The following is a 16554-nucleotide window of genomic DNA, read 5'->3' as shown; positions in this document are numbered from 1 at the left end:
TCTTATGCAATTGATTCGCTTGTTTGTTGCGTCCGCCTTGCTGTTTACGCTGGCTCCGGCTCATGCCGACCAGGCGTCGACCAAGCGCTTGACCGAACTGCTACAAAAAGCCGAGACGCTGACAGGCCGGTTTTCCCAGCTTTCGCTCGATGGCAGCGGTACACAGCTTCAGGAAACCTCCGGCGAGATGGCACTGAAGCGTCCGGGCCAGTTCCGCTGGCATACTGACGAGCCGATGGAGCAGTTACTCGTATCCGACGGCAAGAAGGTTTGGCTGTACGACCCAGATCTTGAGCAGGTCACTATCCAGACCCTTGATCAGCGTTTGACCCACACCCCGGCGTTGTTATTGTCGGGCGACGTTTCGGCCATCAGCGAGAATTTCGATGTCAGCCACAAGGAGGCGGGTGGCGTGGTCGATTTCACGCTTACGCCAAAAGCTAAGGACACGCTCTTCGATAACTTGCGATTGTCCTTCCGTGACGGTGTGATCAATGACATGCAGCTTGTCGATGGCGTGGGCCAGCGCACCAATATCCTGTTCCAGGGCGTCGAGCTGAATGCGCCGATCAAGGCCGACCAGTTCAAGTTCGAGATACCTGAAGGGACCGATGTGATCACCGAGTGATCGTGCTCCTTCGCAACCCATACGGCCTGCTCTGTGCAGGCCGTTTGCATCATACATAGGCCGCTCATGGACCTGTTCAGCCACGAACCCGTCGCGCAACCCCTAGCCGCGCGCCTGCGTGCTACCTGTCTCGACGACTACGTCGGACAGGAGCACTTGCTGGCGCGGGGCAAGCCGCTCCGTGAAGCGCTGGAGCAGGGTGCGCTGCATTCGATGGTTTTCTGGGGGCCGCCCGGGGTTGGCAAGACGACCCTGGCCAAGCTGCTGGCCAAGGTATCCGATGCGCATTTCGAAACCGTCTCGGCCGTACTTGCGGGTGTCAAGGAGATCCGCCACGCCGTCGAGGTCGCCAAGCAACAGGCCGCTCAGTACGGGCGCCGCACCATCTTGTTCGTGGATGAGGTGCATCGGTTCAACAAGTCCCAACAGGACGCCTTCCTGCCCTATGTCGAAGACGGCACGCTGATTTTCATCGGGGCGACTACCGAAAACCCCTCGTTCGAACTCAACAATGCGCTTTTATCGAGGGCGCGCGTCTACGTGCTCAAGAGCCTGGACGAGGCAGCAATGCGCAAGCTGGTCCATCGTGCCCTCAGCGAGCCACGGGGACTCGGCGAGCTGGGCCTGAGTCTTCCGGAAGATAGCTTCCAGATGCTACTTGCCGCCGCGGATGGTGACGGGCGTCGCCTGCTTAATCTGTTGGAGAACGCGTCGGATCTTGCCGAAGAAGGCGGTGAGATCAGCGCCGAACTGCTGCAGGATCTCCTGGGTGACAGCCGCCGTCGCTTCGACAAGGGTGGCGAAGCCTTTTATGACCAGATTTCAGCCCTGCACAAATCCGTGCGGGGCTCCAATCCCGATGCGTCGCTGTACTGGTTCGCACGCATGCTGGACGGCGGTTGCGATCCGCTCTACATCGCGCGCCGCGTGGTGCGCATGGCAAGCGAGGAGGTCGGTAACGCTGACCCTCGCGCGCTTGGCCTTTGCCTCTCGGCGTGGGACGTGCAGGAGCGGCTCGGCAGCCCCGAGGGCGAGCTCGCCGTCGCGCAGGCAATCATCTACCTGGCATGTGCGCCAAAGAGCAACGCGGTTTACAGCGCCTTCAACGCGGCCAGGCGTGATGTGGCCGAGAACGGCTCCGCCGAAGTGCCGTTGCATCTTCGCAACGCTCCGACCCGCCTGATGAAGGATTTGGGCTATGGCGATGGCTATCGCTATGCCCACGACGAACCCGATGCCTATGCCGCAGGAGAGGATTATTTCCCGGATGCGGTCGAGCCGCGGCGCTACTATCAGCCCGCCCCGCGTGGACTCGAAGCTAAAATTCGCGACAAGCTCGATCATCTGGCCCGTCTGGATCGCGAGAGCCCACGTCAGCGGAGGAAACCATGATGCGCATGTGGCTCGCAGTCGTCGCTGGCGGTGTGCTGGGTACGCTGATCCGCTTTGGTGTGTCGACTTGGGTCGCATCGAGCTGGCCGCGGCATTTCTACCTTGCGACGCTGGCAGTCAACCTAGTCGGTTGCCTCGCCATCGGCTACCTCTACGCCACTTTCCTACTGCGTCCGGAATGGTCGCCAGAGTTGCGTAACGGCCTGATGGTCGGATTGCTCGGCGCGCTGACGACGTTCTCCAGTTTCTCCCTCGATGGCCTGCGCTTGTTCGAGAGCGGGCAGGCAGCGACGGCCGTCGCTTACGTCGGTGTCAGCGTAATCGGGGGGCTGCTGGCTGCCTGGGCCGGGCTCGCGCTTGGCAGGTTATGAACCTGGCCGCTATCGAAGTAAACTCCGCAACCGCTGCGCCAATTCCTATCGAAGCTTTCACAGACGAGACTCACCATGCTTGATTCGAAACTGCTCCGTACCCAGCTGCACGACGTCGCCGAACGGTTGGCTACTCGCGGCTACCAGTTGGACGTGGCGCGTATCGAGGCGCTGGAAGCACAGCGCAAGACCGTCCAGACCCGTACCGAGCAGCTGCAGGCCGAGCGCAACGCCCGTTCCAAGTCCATCGGGCAGGCAAAGCAGCGTGGCGAAGACATCGCGCCGCTTCTAGCCGATGTCGACCGGATGGGGTCCGAGCTAGAGGCGGGCAAGGTCGAACTGGACGCCATCCAGAACGAGTTGGACCAGCTGATGCTCAGCCTGCCCAATCTTCCGCATGAATCCGTGCCGGTAGGCAAAGACGAAGACGACAACCTTGAGGTGCGCCGCTGGGGTGAGCCAAAAGCCTTTGAATTCCCCGTCAAGGATCATGTCGCCCTTGGCGAGCAGCACGGTTGGCTGGATTTCGAGACGGCCGTCAAGCTATCCGGTGCCCGTTTCGCCTTGATGCGCGGACCGATTGCACGCCTGCATCGCGCGCTGGCGCAGTTCATGCTCGACCTGCATACCCGCGAGCATGGCTACGAAGAAGCGTATACACCGTATCTGGTGCAGGCGCCTGCGTTGCAGGGAACCGGCCAGTTGCCGAAGTTCGAAGAAGATCTATTCAAAATCAGCCGTGAGAATGAAGCCGATCTCTATCTGATCCCGACTGCCGAAGTGTCGCTGACCAACATCGTGGCCGGCGAAATTCTCGATGCGAAACAGCTCCCGCTCAAGTTCGTCGCGCATACGCCCTGTTTCCGAAGCGAGGCGGGCGCGTCCGGTCGCGACACCCGGGGCATGATCCGCCAACACCAATTCGACAAAGTTGAAATGGTGCAGATCGTCGAGCCCGGTGCCTCCTTCGAAGCCCTGGAAAGCCTCACGGCCAATGCCGAGGCTGTCCTGAAGGCGCTGGAGCTTCCCTATCGGGTGCTTGCACTGTGCACTGGCGACATGGGGTTCGGTGCGACCAAAACCTATGATCTTGAGGTCTGGGTACCCAGTCAGGACAAGTACCGCGAGATTTCGTCCTGCTCGAACTGTGGAGACTTTCAGGCACGGCGCATGCAGGCGCGCTACCGCAACCCTGAAACGGGCAAGCCCGAGCTCGTCCATACGCTCAATGGTTCAGGGCTGGCCGTCGGCCGCACGCTGGTTGCCGTTCTTGAGAACTACCAGCTAGCGGACGGTTCCATTCGGGTTCCAGCCGTACTCAAGCCCTACATGGGCGGCATAGAAGTAATCGGCGGTTGATTGGACATATGTGTTTCTGGCCGATTGGCTAGGCTGCCCGATTTGCCAGGTTTGCTGCTCCGCTCACCTGGCTGACCGGCGAGATGCGGATCGAGAGTGACCACTGAAGGCGCGCCGATTCGAAGATCGGCAACCTTGATTGCCGACAAGGGCGTGGCGGGCGTTTGACGCTGTGATGCCCCAACCCCCGTTTACAGGATTCGCTATGGATTTTCTGCCGCTGTTTCATAACCTCAAGCGCCAGACCGTGCTGGTGGTCGGCGGCGGAGAAATTGCGCTGCGCAAGGCCCGCCTGCTCAGTGAAGCCGGAGCGGTGCTGCGTGTGGTCGCTCCGGAGATCGAGCCTCAACTGGCCGCGCTGGTGGAGGGGGGCGGTGGTCGCCTTCTCAGGCGGGGCTACGCCACCAACGATTTGGATGGTTGCGTGCTTGCCATCGCCGCGACCGATGACGAGGCGCTCAATGCGCGGGTTTCCCAGGAAGCCCGGTCACGCAGCCTGCCAGTCAATGTGGTCGATTCTCCTCAGCTCTGCAGTGTGATCTTTCCCGCCATTGTCGACCGCTCTCCGTTGGTGATTGCCGTCTCCAGCGGTGGTGATGCGCCCGTGCTGGCACGGCTGATTCGCGCGCGTATCGAAACCTGGATCCCCGCGGTCTATGGGCAACTGGCCGGCCTGGCCAAGCGTTTTCGCGCCCAGGTCAAGGCAAGCCTGCCGGACGTACAACAGCGCCGCGTTTTCTGGGAGGAGGTGTTCGACGGCCCAGTGGCCGAACGCGCGCTGGCCGGCCAAATGCAAGAAGCCGAGCACATGCTCGAGGACAAGCTCGCCGGCGCCTTGCCTAGAACGCTGGGCGAGGTTTATCTGGTTGGCGCGGGGCCGGGCGATCCGGATCTGCTCACGTTTCGTGCACTGCGGCTGATGCAGCAAGCCGATGTTGTTCTTTACGACCGGTTAGTCGCGCCGGCGATTCTGGATCTCTGTCGGCGTGACGCCGATCGTGTTTACGTGGGCAAGCGCCGCGCCGAACATGCCGTACCGCAGCAGGAAATCAATCAGCTGTTAGTTTCCCTGGCAAAGGAGGGCAAGCGGGTGTTGCGTCTCAAGGGCGGCGATCCGTTCATCTTCGGACGTGGCGGGGAAGAGATCGAGGAGCTGGCGGCACACTCTGTGCCCTTCCAGGTGGTGCCTGGCATCACGGCTGCCAGCGGCTGCGCAGCGTATGCCGGCATTCCACTGACTCACCGGGACCATGCGCAATCGGTTCGTTTCGTCACCGGGCATCTCAAGGATGGCAGCTGCGATCTTCCATGGGGCGAGCTCGTTGCGCCGAGCCAGACGTTGGTGTTCTACATGGGGCTAGTCGGCCTTCCGGTCATCTGCCAGCAACTAATTGCACATGGGCGCTGCGGGGACACGCCAATTGCGCTGATCCAGCAGGGCACCACGTCGAACCAGCGCGTATTCACTGGAACCCTGGCGGACCTGCCTGGCCGGGTCGCGAGCGAACAGGTGCAGGCGCCGACGTTGGTCATCGTGGGCGAGGTAGTGCAGCTACGCGACAAGCTTGCCTGGTTCGAGGGTGCGGCTCACCGCCAATAGTGCAAAGGGGCTTTTGCTTCGATCAGCGCTGCCAAATGCCCTTACTGGGCAGGCGCTCACGGTCGTGCGGGGCATCGAACGCCAGATGTGGGCCGCGCGGCACGACACCGGTCGGATTGATGTGCCGATGACTGGCGTAATAGTGGTGCTTGATGTGGATCAGGTCGACGGTATCGGCGACGCCTGGCCACTGGTAAAGCTCTCGCAGCCAATTCGACAGGTTAGGGTAATCCTGGATGCGTCGCAGGTTGCACTTGAAGTGGCCGTAATAGACCGCATCGAAACGCACCAGGGTGGTGAACAGACGCCAGTCGGCCTCGGTCAGGTATTCCCCGGACAAGTAGCGTGAGCGGCCGAGCTGAGCCTCCAGCTCGTCGAGCTCATTGAACAGCGGGTCGAACGCCGCTTCGTAGGCCTTCTGGCTTGAAGCGAAGCCGGCCCGGTACACGCCGTTGTTCACTGCCGGGTAGATGCGTGCGTTGAGCCGGTCGATTTCCGGCCGCAACGGTTCAGGATAAAGATCGAGCGTCGAGCCTGTGATGTCGTCGAAGGCATCGTTGAAGATGCGGATGATTTCGGCGGACTCGTTGTTCACGATGCGCCCTGCCTGACGATCCCACAACACGGGAACGGTGACGCGACCGGTGTAGTCCGGATCGTCCGACGTGTAGCGTCGGTGAAGATACTGCAACCCATCCAGCGCGTCGCCACTGGAGCCGGTAGCCGTATCGAAGGTCCAGCCGTTCTCCCCCATTAGCCAGCTGACGACCGATACCTCTATGGCCGTTTCGAGCTGTTTGAGCGTGCGATAGATAAGCGTGCGGTGAGCCCAGGGGCAGGCGAGCGAGACGTAAAGGTGAAAGCGGCCGGTCTCGGCTTTTACCGCTTCCTGGCCGTCCGGCCCGGCAGCGCCATCGCGCGTCACCCAGTTTCGGCGCTGCGCTTGCTCGCGCTGAAATTCGCCGTCACGGCTGTTCTCGTACCAACGATCCTGCCACTGCCCGTCGACCAGAAGCCCCATCTGCATCTCTCCACGACTCGTTAGATGCTTGAAGTTTAGGTCGATGCTTCGCCGGGAATGGTCGCAATGACCGGTACTACCTATCGTTCAGTTCGATGAGTTACGGTGCCGCCACAAGCGTTGGGCATGTTCGAACGCGGCCTCGCGGGGCTCACCCAGGCCGCGCAGCCCCAGCGCGATGGTCGACATGACGGCCAGTTCGCCGTACTGGTCCGTTTCGACCCCACGCCACACGGCCAATAGGTGCTGCGGATCGAGCTGGGCCGGCTTGACGTGGCGCTGTGGTGACAGCGACGGCCAGTCCTCGTCCCAGTTTTCGCCTGCCGCGGTGCCGTAGAGGTGAGAGACGCCGTCCGGGTTGACCTCGATCTCGCCGCCTTCACCCTTGATGACGATGGCGCTGTCACCGAGCAGCCGGCTGGCTTCGCGATGGTTGGCCTGGTAACCGGGGTGGAAGATGCTCTGCAGTCCGCAACGAGCCTGCAGCGGATTGAGGGTGCGGGCCAAGGAGTGGATAGGCGATCGCAGTCCGAGAATGTTGCGCTGGTCGATCATTCGCTGCAGGCCTGGCATCCAGGCTCCAAGCGGCATGAAGGCCAGGCGCTCTTGCGCCAGCGCTTCGCCTACCTCAGGCCAGGTCTCGCAGCGGCGGATGTTCAGCAAATCGAGCAGTTGCTCTGTGTACAGGCGGCCTGCCGTGTGGGCGCCGCCGCCGTGCATGAAGATGCGAATACCGCTTTGCGCCAGGCACTTGGCGGCCAACAGATACCAGGGCAAATGCCGTTTCTTGCCGGCATAGCTGGGCCAGTCGATATCGACCTCGAGCGCTGGTGCATCGAGCCGTGCGCGAACCGCTTCGGTGAAGCCGGCAAGCTCCGCGGCGCTCTCTTCCTTGTGCCGCAGCAACATTAGGAATGCGCCGAGCTGTGTATCTTCGGTTTTGCCGTCGAGGAGCATGCCCATCGCATCACGGGCCTCATCACGGGTCAGGTCGCGAGCGCCGCGTTTACCTTTGCCGAGGATTCGGACGAATGGGGCAAAGGGATGTTCTTCTGGCGTGACGATCATATGCAATTGCTCGGTTTCGGCAGCCCTGCAAGCTTGGCGGCGAGCTTGGCCGGTGTGCCCTTGAACAGGCGGTTCAGGTGGACGCTGTTACCTTTCTCTGCACCCAGTTTAAGCGCGGTGTATTTGATCAACGGGCGCGTCGCGGGCGACAGCTGGAACTCTGCATAAAAGGCTCGCAGCACATGGAGGATTTCCCAGTGTGCGTCGCTCAGCTCGATGCCTTCGGCATGGGCCAGGGCAACGGCTACGGGTTCGCTCCAGTCGTTCAGGTCGACCAGAAAGCCTTCCTTGTCGACAGCAATCGAAGTGTCATCCAATAGACGGGTATTCATAGCCAGGCGTTCGTTCTTGCATAGCGGCAGCAGAGTTCGACGAACCGTGCATAGTCGATCGCCTCGACCCTCCCCGGTAACGAGAGGAGGCCGCGCGCGGTGACATCTTCGGCGAGCGCAAACAGCGCGATGGCCTCGTCCAGCTGCTCCAGGGCCGCACGTGGTGCGGTGCCCGCCAGAAGCGCGTGGACCGCATCGCCGGTGAGCAGCAGGGCGTCGCCTGGTGCGATCAGGCGCAGGCAGCTATCCAGGCGGCCATCGGCGAAGGGCGAGTGGGACATCAGGTGCAAGGTCGACATCAGAGCGTGATCACATAGTCGTAGCGGTTGAGGAGGGCGCTGAGGTCGCTGTCATCGATCGGTTCGACTGGCAAGGTCAGCTCCGTGGCATCGAGTCCGCGTTGTAGCAGGCTGCTGCGCGCAATATAAAGCGCCTCGACCCCGAACATCGGCAAGGCCTGGAGGTTGGCCGTCAGATCCTTTTGCTGTAGTGCGGCCGCATGCTGGGCGGGGGCGAGCTGGAAGACACCGTCGTCGAGAAACAGCAGCCCGAGGGGCAAGTCGAACGCGCCGCCGGCAAGCACCAGATCGAGCGCCTCACGAGCCGATGGCCCCGACCAGGGCGCTTGCCGCGAGATGATGAGCATCGAGCGCGCCATCAATGGCCTCCAAAGCAGACCAAGCGGTCGGCCTGTTGCGCGGCTTCATGCAACTGCCCAAGACCGGAAAGCTCCCAGCCTGGCGCCAGGTTGGCCGCGGCGCGCTCGTAACGACTGGCTTCTTGCCCGTCGAGCACGCCCCGGCGCAGGCCGGCCGCGATGCAGACAACTCCATCGAGTCGGTGTCGGCTGACGAACTGTGACCATTGCGCTGCGAGGTCCGGTTCGTCTTGAGGCATCACGACATTGGCCGAAGCGCTGTGTACGCCGTCCTGGTAGAGGAATAACCGGGTGATCTCATTGCCACTTTCAAGCACCGCGTCAGCGAAGCGCAATGCGCGCCGCGAGGCGGGTGAGTGAGCCGGGGAAAACAACGCGATAACGAATTTCATGAGGCACCTGAAAAGATCAGGGCGACATAATACGCCAGCCGTGGAAACGAAAAAGCCCGCCGAAGCGGGCTTGATCCCATGGTCGACGGTCAGTCGTCGCCGCCCATGATGCCCATCAGCTGGAGCAGGCTGATGAACAGGTTGTACAGCGACACGTACAGGCCGATGGTGGCCATGATGTAGTTGCGCTCGCCCCCGTGGATGATCGCGCTGGTCTGATAGAGGATGCAGACCGACGAGAACAGCACGAAGCCAGCACTGATAGCCAATTGCAAGCCGCTGATCTGGAAGAAGAAGCTCGCGACCATCGCACCCAGGAGCACGAAGAAGCCGGCCGTGATGAAACCGCTGAGGAAGCTCATGTCCTTGCGGGTGATCAGCACGAACGCCGACAAGCCGAAGAACACCAGGGCGGTCATCGAGAGTGCAGAAGCGATCAGCTCACCGCCGTTGGCCGTGCCCAGGTACATGTTCAGGATCGGGCCCAGCGTGTAACCCATGAAGCCGGTGAGGGCGAAGGTAGAGAGCAGGCCCCAGGCGGAGTTGCGCAGCTTCACGGTCAGGAAGAACAGCCCGTAGAAGCCGATCAGCACGACGAAGATGTTCGGGTAGGCCGCATTGGCCTGCATGGCCATATAGGCGACCAGGGCGCTGAAGCCCAGGGTAATGGCCAACAGGCCATAGGTATTGCGCAAAACGCGGCTGACTTCCTGTTGTTCAACCTGCGTATGCGTAGCGGCGTACTGTTGCTTGAGCATGGCGACACTCCTGTAGATGAATTCAGCCCGAAGACGAATTGCCTCGGATCATAGCAGAGCTTTGAATCGGGACTAACGACAGTGTTTGACAGTGTGTTTCGTTCGGGTACTATGGCGCCCGCTCTCTGCGGAGGAGTGGCAGAGCGGTTGAATGCAACGGTCTTGAAAACCGTCGAAGGGGAAACTCTTCCGTGAGTTCGAATCTCACCTCCTCCGCCATATCAAGCGAAAGGCCCCGTACTCCGGGGCCTTTCGCGTTTCTGGCAGGCTGAAAACCGATAACCGTCATGCAGTCTCGCTGGCTGGCTTCTGGCTGGCTTAGTGTCGATCGGCCAGGGTTTCAGCGTAATGACAGGCAACCTGCCGACCGTCGACCGGGCGGAAGGCAGGGACTTCAGCGCTGCAGCGTTCGGTCGCATACGGACAACGGCCATTGAATGGGCAGCCAGACGGCGGATCGAGCGGGCTGGGTAGCTCGCCGCTGGCCTTGAGCCTGTTGTTGGACCGATCGGCAGCGAAGCTCGGTGTCGCGGCCAAAAGTACTTGCGTGTATGGGTGTAGCGGGCGGCGATAGACCTCTTCAGCTGGCCCCATTTCCATCGGACTGCCGAAATACATGACCAGTACCTGGTCGGCCACGTGCCGCACCACCGCCAGGTCGTGCGAGATGAATACGTACCCGGCCTGGAACTGCTCCTGTATATCCATGAACAGATTGAGGACCTGCGCCTGGATCGATACGTCGAGCGCCGAGGTCGGTTCGTCGGCGACAAGCACCTTGGGCTTGAGCATCATCGCCCGTGCGAGCGCGATGCGTTGGCGCTGGCCACCGGAGAACATGTGCGGGTATCGCTGGTAGTGCTCCGGGCGCAGGCCCACCTGCTGCATCATCGCCTGTACCTGCTCGCGTCGCTCCGCGCGTGAAAGTGAAGTATTGATTACCAGCGGCTCGGCCAGCTGGTCGCCAATCTTCTGCCGGGGATTCAGCGAGGCGTATGGGTTCTGGAAGACCATCTGCACGTCGCGGCGTAGGCGTTTGCGTTGGGCACCGTCAGCCTGGGTTACGTCTTGCCCAGCGATTTGCAGCGACCCTGACGTCGGCTCCTCAATCAGGGTCAGGGCGCGGGCCAGGGTCGATTTGCCGCAGCCTGATTCACCGACCACGGCAAGCGTCTCGCCAGCGTTCAGTTCGAAGGAAACGCCGTTCAGGGCCCGCACGGTGGCGCGTGGCTTGAACATGCCCCGAGACACCTCATAGTGGCGCGCGAGGTCGCGCGCCGACAACACGCACTGTGTTGGCTCAGTAGGCATGATGATCTCCTGGCGGTGTTTGTTGACGTTGTGTGTCGGGCAATACCTCTGGTGCTTGCTCGGCCGTGAGGTTGCGTGGATAGAAGCAGCGCACTTCGCCACGCTCATACGGCTCGAGGGAAGGGCGCTCCGCGCAGTGCGGGCGCGCATAGGGGCAGCGTGGCGAGAGCAGGCAGCCGGAGGGACGATCGTAGCGACCCGGCACGATGCCGGGCAGCGTCGCCAAGCGATGCCCAGTGCAACGTTCTGGAATGGAGGCCAGCAGCGCTTCGGTGTAGGGATGCGCCGGCGCATCGAACAGCGCGGGCACGTATCCGGTCTCGACGGCCTGGCCCGCATACATCACGCAGACGCGCTGCGCCGTCTCGGCGACAACCGCCAAGTCATGGGTTATCAAGATCAGCGCCATGCCCTGGTCGCGCTGCAAAGCGAGCAGCAGGTCCATGATCTGCGCCTGGATCGTCACGTCGAGCGCGGTGGTCGGTTCGTCGGCAATCAGCAGTTGCGGCTCGCCCGCGATCGCCATGGCGATCGCGACACGCTGGCTCATGCCACCCGATAGCTGGTGTGGATAGGCATCGAGGCGGCTGGCCGCGGCGGGAATCTCAACGCGTTCGAGCAGCTCCAGCGCCCGCTGGCGAACCGCCTTGCCCTTGAGGCCGAGATGCTGGCGCAGCACTTCGCCGATCTGGAAGCCCACGGTGTAGCTGGGATTGAGCGCCGTCATCGGGTCCTGGAAGACCATTGCCAGGTCCTTGCCGATCAGCCGGCGCCGTTGCCGCCCCTTGAGCGTAAGCAAGTCGTGGCCGGCAAAGTGCAGGCGGTCGGCCTGGACGCGTCCGGGCGGGTCGATAAGGCCCATCAGGGCCATCATGGTGACGGACTTGCCGGAACCGGATTCGCCGACGATGGCCAGAACATCCCCTCGATCGACCCTGAGGTCGAGCCCGTCGACCACAGGCGGTGCGCCCGCGTCACCGAAACGCACGCTTAGGTTGCGGATATCCAGCAGGCTCACGGGTTCACCTCCATCGGGTTACGGGGCATGGATGGGCTCCTCATGTGGCGTTTTTCAGCTTGGGATCCAGCGCATCGCGCAGGCCGTCGCCGAGCAGGTTGATCGCCAGCACGCTGAGCAGGATCGCCAGGCCAGGGAGCGACACGACCCACCAGGCGCGCTCGATGTAATCGCGCGCCGATGCCAGCATCGTGCCCCACTCAGGCGTTGGCGGTTGCACGCCGAGCCCAAGGAAGCCCAGTGCAGCCGCATCAAGGATGGCCGACGAGAAACTGAGGGTTGCTTGTACGATGAGCGGTGCCATGCAGTTAGGCAGTACGCAGACGAACATCAGCCGCAGGGTGCCGGCGCCGGCGAGGCGAGACGCTGTGACGTAGTCGCGGTTGAGTTCGCTCATCACCGCGGCGCGAGTCAGCCGCACGTAGGAAGGCAGTGACACGATAGCGATGGCGAACACGGTATTGATCAGCCCGGGGCCAAGTACGGCGACGATGGCTACGGCCAGCAGCAACGATGGCAGCGCCAGCATGATGTCCATCAGGCGCATGATGAAAGGGCCGAGCCGGGTTGGCGAGAAGCCGGCCAGCAGGCCGAGCAGGATGCCTGGTAGCAACGAGACGATTACCGAGGCCAGGCCGATCAGCAGCGAAAGCCGTGCGCCATGTATCAGGCGTGACAGCATGTCACGACCCAGCTCATCGGTGCCGAGCAGAAAGCGCGTGGCGCCGCCTTCCTGCCAAGCCGGGGGGGTTATCAGGAAGTCACGAAATTGCTCGGTGGGGTCGTAGGGTGCCAACCAGTGGGCGAAGAGGGCACAGATCACCAGCAACCCCATGTAGATCAGCCCGACGAGGGCACCGCGGTTGCGGCTGAAGGCGGTCCAGAATTCACGAAGCGGAGAGGGGTAGTAGGTAGTCGGCTCGGCGGCCGGCAGTGTTTTGAGACTGCTCATGGCGGCGTCCTCAGCGCTGGTGTCGGATACGGGGATTGGCCAGCCCGTAGAGAATGTCGACGATGAAATTGACCAGGATGACCAGGCAGGCGACAAGCAGAATGCCGTTCTGCACCACCGGGTAATCCCTCGCGCCGATGGACTCGATCAGCCACTTGCCGATCCCGGGCCAGGAGAAAATCGTTTCGGTCAGCACGGCGCCGGCGAGCAGGGTGCCGATCTGTAGGCCGAACACGGTAAGGACCGGAATGAGCGCGTTGCGCAGCCCATGGACGAATACCACCCGATTCGGCGACAGGCCTTTCGCGCGCGCGGTCCGCACGTAATCCTCGCGGAGCACTTCGAGCATGGCCGAGCGAGTCATGCGGGCAATGACGGCCAGCGGAATGGTCGCCAGTACGATGGCAGGCAGGATCATGTGGCGCACGGCATCGAGGAATGCGCCTTCTTCACCGCTGAGCAGCGTGTCGATAAGCATGAAGCCAGTCACGGGCGGCACGTCATAGAGCAGGTCGATACGCCCCGAAACGGGTGTCCAGCCAAGGCTCACCGAGAAGAACAGAATGAGGATCAGCCCCCACCAGAAAATTGGCATCGAATAGCCGACCAGGGAAAGTCCCATCACGCCATGATCGAACAGCGAGCCGCGCTTGAGGGCAGCAACGACGCCTAACAGCACACCGAGAGTGCCGGCGATGAGCAGAGCCGCCAGTGCGAGTTCGAGCGTCGCGGGAAACAACGTAGTGAACTCGTTCCAGACGCTGGTGCGGGTGCGCAACGATTCGCCCAAGTTGCCCTGCGCGAGGTTGCCGATGTAATCGAGGTACTGCGCGTAGAGTGGTTTGTTTAGTCCGAGGCGCTCCATTGCCTGGGCGTGCATTTCCGGGTCGACCCGGCGTTCGCCCATCATCACCTCGACAGGGTCGCCGGGGATCATGCGGATCAGTGCGAAGGTGAGCAGGGTTACGCCGAAAAAGGTCGGGATCAACAGGCCCAGACGGCGCGCGATGAAGCTGAACATGGTAATGCGTACTCCTGGTCGAACGGCTTCGCGGATGCGTAGCCGTGGCGGGTCCCGGTGGTGCTGATAGCCCGGGGCGGGCACTGGGCCCGCCCCGGTCACCTAGCGCTGGTTTTCCACGCCATAGAAGGAGTTGCGGCCGAAGGGGCTGATCTCGAAGCCCTTCACGCTCTTGCGCATTGGCTGGTACACGGTGGAATGCGCGATCGGGGTGATCGGCAGCTGTTCCTGCAGGATCGCCTGAGCCTTCTGGTACAGCTCGGTACGCTCGCCTTGGTCGGTGATGCGCTTGGCCTGTTTGACGATCTGGTCGTACTCGGCATCGCACCATTTCGACCAGTTGTTGCCCTCCACGGCATCGCAGCCATACAAGGTGTTGAGCCAGTTGTCAGGGTCACCGTTGTCGCCGGTCCAGCCGATCAGCATGGCGTCGTGCTCGCCGGCGTGGCCGCGCTTGATGTACTCACCCCATTCGTAGCTGACAATGCGGGCCTTGATACCGACCTTGCCCCAATCGGACTGAATCATTTCAGCCATCAGCTTGGCGTTGGGGTTATAGGGACGCTGCACCGGCATCGCCCACAAGGTGATCTCGGTGCCTTCAGCTATACCCGCCTGCTTGAGCAGTTCACGGGCCTTTTCCGGGTTGTACTCGGTGCCCTTGATGCTCTCGTCGTAGGACCACTGCGTCGGTGGCATTGCATTGACCGCGAGTTGGCCTGCGCCCTGGTACACCGCCTCGATGATGGCCTTTTTGTCTACTGCCATGTCCAGCGCCTGGCGCACCTCTAGCTTGTCGAGCGGCGCGTGCTCGACGTTATAAGCGATGTAGCCGAGGTTGAAACCCGGCTGGCTGGGCACGGCGAGGTTGGGGTCTTTTTTCAGCGCCTCGAGGTCGGCAGGGCGCGGGTTGAGGGTGATCTGGCATTCACCGGCACGTAGCTTCTGCGCGCGGACTGAAGCGTCGGTGGTGATGGCGAAGATCAGGTTGTCGATCTTCACGTCCTCCGGTTTCCAGTAGTCCTTGTTGCCCTTGAAGCGAATCTGCGCGTCCTTCTGGTAGCGCCCGAATACGAACGGGCCGGTACCGATGGGCTTCTGGTTGATCTGCTCGGCCTTGCCCTCGGCGAGCAACTGGTCGGCGTACTCAGCCGAATGAATCGCAGCGAAGTTCATCGCCAGATTCTGAATGAAGGCTGCGTCGACATGGTTGAGTACGAAGCGTACGGTCAGGTCGTCGACTTTTTCGATGCGGGCAATGTTCTTGTCCATCCCCATGTCGGTGAAGTAGGGGAACTCGCTGGGGTATGCCTTGCGGAAGGGATGATCCTTGTCGAGCATGCGCTCGAAGGTGAAGACCACATCGTCAGCGTTGAATTCGCGGGTTGGCTTGAAATAGTCCGTGGCGTGGAATTTAACGCCGGGGCGCAGATGGAAGGTGTAGGTCAGGCCGTCTTCGCTGACATCCCATTTGGTGGCAAGCGCCGGCAGCGCGCGGGTGCCGCCGCGTTCGAACTGGGCGAGGCGATTGAACACGGTTTCGGAAGCCGCGTCGAAATCCGTTCCAGTGGTGTACTGACCCGGGTCGAAGCCAGCTGGGCTGCCCTCTGAGCAGTAGACCAGGTTGCTGGCGGCGAAGCCCAAGGGAGAAGCGACGAGCAGACCCGCGGCGAGCAGGGCCCGGATGGACGTGTTGTTTCGCATGCAAACCTCATTCTTTTTTATGTTCATCGAGGGTTGGTCTTGTGGACCCCAGGGCGTCACTGCATGCCGCTCGCAACGGTGTTTCCCCGTGCGGCGCTTGATCGTCCCGTGGCGGCTGCTTCACCTTAGGTACGCAGCCAAGCCTGCCCCGAAATTAAGTCATGCTGAAAACTGGGTCAATCGAAATTAAGCAGGGCTGAATTTGCGAGACGCAGCTCAACGTGTTTGTCGAAGCAAAGCGGGTGCCAGGTCTGATCAGCGAGTAACCAGATCGTCGAACAGACCCATGGTAGTGACGGTCAGCACTTCCGCAGGCTGGTCACCAACGTTCGCGAGATAGTGCGGTTTGCCTGCATCGAAATGAATCGAGTCGCCGATGGCGAGGGGGTAGCTGCGACCGTCAACCGTGTAGACGATGCGGCCGCTCAGCACATAGGCGAATTCCGATCCCTCATGAGCGATCAGCTCCGACTGGTAGCCGACCGGCATGCTGACTTTTACAGCGTTCAGCAAGTTGCCGGGAAAGCTCGTAGACAGGCGTTCGTAAGCAAGCGGCTGGCCTTCGATCGTGTAGCGGACCCGCTCACCCTGGTGCGAATCGGGCTGGGCTTGCATGGGTTGGTCGAACAAGGCGTTCAACGGGACGCCAAGGGATTTAGCGATGTTCGCCAGCGACGAGATCGACACGCCGGTCAGGTTGCGCTCAGCCTGGGAGAGAAAGCTTGCGGTGAGGCCCGCCTCTTTAGCCACCTGGTTCAAAGTCTTGTTGGCGGCACGCCTGTAGCGCCGCAAGCGCTCGCCGATGCGATTGTCTGTCATGGGATTCGCTCATGCTGGAGTGTGGCCAGTATACGGCCAGCGCAACGCTACTAGACCAGCCGTTAGGCCTGCGGATGAAGTCATGCTTAAAAAAGCTTTGCGTGAAAATTTAAGCTGTACTTAAATCTTGCCACTTCCTTACAGCTACCA

The 16554-nt window shown here is 61.7% G+C and carries 18 protein-coding genes and 1 tRNA gene; 6 read left to right on the top strand and 13 right to left on the bottom strand.

Translation table 11 applies throughout. The features are described from left to right. Nucleotides 1–4 precede the first annotated feature (4 nt). From lolA to cysG, 5 genes are all read left to right on the top strand, one after another. Complete coding sequence (gene lolA, locus M1D78_RS12230; RefSeq protein ID WP_437422744.1) at nt 5–628, top strand: outer membrane lipoprotein chaperone LolA; 624 nt, start codon at nt 5–7, stop codon at nt 626–628. 66 nt (nt 629–694) lie between these two features. Next, entirely contained in the window at nt 695–2020 is a 1326-nt protein-coding gene (locus M1D78_RS12225; RefSeq protein WP_437422745.1) for a replication-associated recombination protein A, read from the top strand. After that, nucleotides 2017–2391 (top strand): fluoride efflux transporter CrcB, encoded by a 375-nt coding sequence (crcB, locus tag M1D78_RS12220; RefSeq protein ID WP_437422746.1) that lies wholly within the window; start codon nt 2017–2019, stop codon nt 2389–2391. Before M1D78_RS12225 ends, crcB begins: the two co-directional genes overlap by 4 nt. Before the next feature lie 75 nt (nt 2392–2466). Beyond that, nucleotides 2467–3750 (top strand): serine--tRNA ligase, encoded by a 1284-nt coding sequence (serS, locus tag M1D78_RS12215; RefSeq protein WP_437422747.1) that lies wholly within the window; start codon nt 2467–2469, stop codon nt 3748–3750. 205 nt (nt 3751–3955) lie between these two features. Then, nucleotides 3956–5350 carry a siroheme synthase CysG gene (gene cysG / locus M1D78_RS12210; protein ID WP_437422748.1) on the top strand — a complete coding sequence of 465 codons (1395 nt, stop codon included), beginning with the start codon at nt 3956–3958 and terminating at the stop codon, nt 5348–5350. 22 nt (nt 5351–5372) lie between these two features. Here cysG and M1D78_RS12205 read toward each other — a convergent pair whose 3' ends face one another. From M1D78_RS12205 to M1D78_RS12175, 7 genes are all read right to left on the bottom strand, one after another. Continuing rightward, a complete protein-coding gene (locus M1D78_RS12205) occupies nt 5373–6371 on the bottom strand; it encodes a glutathione S-transferase family protein (RefSeq protein WP_437422749.1) in 999 nt (332 codons plus the stop codon). Nucleotides 6372–6458: 87 nt separating this feature from the next. After that, nucleotides 6459–7439, bottom strand: a complete 981-nt coding sequence (locus tag M1D78_RS12200) for a glycosyl transferase family protein (protein WP_437422750.1) — start codon at nt 7437–7439, stop codon at nt 6459–6461. Further along, a complete protein-coding gene (locus M1D78_RS12195) occupies nt 7436–7771 on the bottom strand; it encodes a TusE/DsrC/DsvC family sulfur relay protein (protein WP_437422751.1) in 336 nt (111 codons plus the stop codon). The genes M1D78_RS12200 and M1D78_RS12195 overlap by 4 nt, the downstream gene beginning before the upstream one ends. After that, complete coding sequence (gene tusB, locus M1D78_RS12190; RefSeq protein WP_437422752.1) at nt 7768–8070, bottom strand: sulfurtransferase complex subunit TusB; 303 nt, start codon at nt 8068–8070, stop codon at nt 7768–7770. Before tusB ends, M1D78_RS12195 begins: the two co-directional genes overlap by 4 nt. After that, nucleotides 8070–8429, bottom strand: coding sequence for a sulfurtransferase complex subunit TusC (gene tusC, locus M1D78_RS12185; protein WP_437422753.1), 360 nt, complete (start codon nt 8427–8429; stop codon nt 8070–8072). Before tusC ends, tusB begins: the two co-directional genes overlap by 1 nt. After that, the gene (tusD, locus tag M1D78_RS12180; RefSeq protein WP_437422754.1) at nt 8429–8821 is read right to left on the bottom strand and encodes a sulfurtransferase complex subunit TusD; all 393 of its coding nucleotides are present in this window, start codon (nt 8819–8821) and stop codon (nt 8429–8431) included. The genes tusC and tusD overlap by 1 nt, the downstream gene beginning before the upstream one ends. Before the next feature lie 89 nt (nt 8822–8910). Further along, nucleotides 8911–9579, bottom strand: a complete 669-nt coding sequence (locus M1D78_RS12175; RefSeq protein ID WP_437422755.1) for a Bax inhibitor-1/YccA family protein — start codon at nt 9577–9579, stop codon at nt 8911–8913. A 129-nt stretch (nt 9580–9708) separates the two neighbouring features. Between M1D78_RS12175 and M1D78_RS12170 the strand changes: the two genes are divergently transcribed. Next, a tRNA-Ser gene (locus tag M1D78_RS12170) sits at nt 9709–9798 on the top strand. Between the two features lie 99 nt (nt 9799–9897). On the opposite strand, the gene M1D78_RS12165 is transcribed toward M1D78_RS12170, so the two are convergent. The 6 genes from M1D78_RS12165 to M1D78_RS12140 form a co-directional block, all read right to left on the bottom strand. Continuing rightward, the gene (locus M1D78_RS12165; RefSeq protein WP_437422756.1) at nt 9898–10890 is read right to left on the bottom strand and encodes a peptide ABC transporter ATP-binding protein; all 993 of its coding nucleotides are present in this window, start codon (nt 10888–10890) and stop codon (nt 9898–9900) included. Continuing rightward, nucleotides 10880–11908 (bottom strand): ABC transporter ATP-binding protein, encoded by a 1029-nt coding sequence (locus tag M1D78_RS12160; RefSeq protein ID WP_437422757.1) that lies wholly within the window; start codon nt 11906–11908, stop codon nt 10880–10882. Before M1D78_RS12160 ends, M1D78_RS12165 begins: the two co-directional genes overlap by 11 nt. 40 nt (nt 11909–11948) lie before the next feature. Further along, nucleotides 11949–12860, bottom strand: coding sequence for an ABC transporter permease subunit (locus M1D78_RS12155; protein WP_437422758.1), 912 nt, complete (start codon nt 12858–12860; stop codon nt 11949–11951). A gap of 10 nt (nt 12861–12870) precedes the next feature. Further along, nucleotides 12871–13881 carry an ABC transporter permease subunit gene (locus M1D78_RS12150; protein WP_437422759.1) on the bottom strand — a complete coding sequence of 337 codons (1011 nt, stop codon included), beginning with the start codon at nt 13879–13881 and terminating at the stop codon, nt 12871–12873. A gap of 102 nt (nt 13882–13983) precedes the next feature. Next, a complete protein-coding gene (locus M1D78_RS12145; protein WP_437422760.1) occupies nt 13984–15585 on the bottom strand; it encodes an ABC transporter substrate-binding protein in 1602 nt (533 codons plus the stop codon). 255 nt (nt 15586–15840) lie between these two features. After that, complete coding sequence (locus M1D78_RS12140; RefSeq protein ID WP_437422761.1) at nt 15841–16404, bottom strand: cupin domain-containing protein; 564 nt, start codon at nt 16402–16404, stop codon at nt 15841–15843. Nucleotides 16405–16554: the final 150 nt, after the last annotated feature.

The sequence above is a fragment of the Pseudomonas sp. SA195 genome (genome assembly GCF_054131565.1).
Note: the sequence above shows the minus strand (reverse complement) of the source record. Positions and strands in the feature narration are given on the sequence as shown.